The following is a 422-nucleotide window of genomic DNA, read 5'->3' as shown; positions in this document are numbered from 1 at the left end:
GCGTACGGCCCGACGGAGACGACGGTCTGCGCGACCATGAGCGACCCGCTCTCACCGGAGCACGGCACACCGCCGATCGGCCGACCGGTCGCGGACTTCCGGGTGTACGTGCTGGACGAGCGGCTGTGCGTCGTACCGCCGGGTGTGACGGGCGAGTTGTACGTCGCGGGCCCGGGTCTGGCGCGCGGATACCTGAACCGGGCGGCACTCACGGCCGGGCGGTTCGTCGCCTGCCCGTTCTCCGAGGACGGCGCACGCATGTACCGCACCGGCGACCTCGTACGCCACCGAGCCGACGGAGAGCTCGAATACGTCGCACGCGCCGACCACCAAGTGAAGGTACGCGGCTTCCGCGTCGAACCCGGCGAGATCGAGACGGCACTGACCCGCCACCCCGCCGTCGCCCAGGCCGCGGTCCTCGC

At 72.3% G+C, this 422-nt stretch carries 1 protein-coding gene; it reads left to right on the top strand.

Going from position 1 to position 422, the window contains the following annotated elements; all coding sequences use genetic code 11:
- On the top strand, positions 1-422 hold a 422-nt coding region (locus tag GTW40_RS05440), incomplete at both ends, for an AMP-binding protein (RefSeq protein WP_161179003.1).

Origin of the sequence: Streptomyces sp. SID4985 (genome assembly GCF_009863025.1) — a bacterium.
GTDB lineage: Bacteria > Actinomycetota > Actinomycetes > Streptomycetales > Streptomycetaceae > Streptomyces.
The sequence above is the reverse complement of the archived record's forward strand: the minus strand, read 5'-3'. Positions and strand labels throughout refer to the sequence as shown.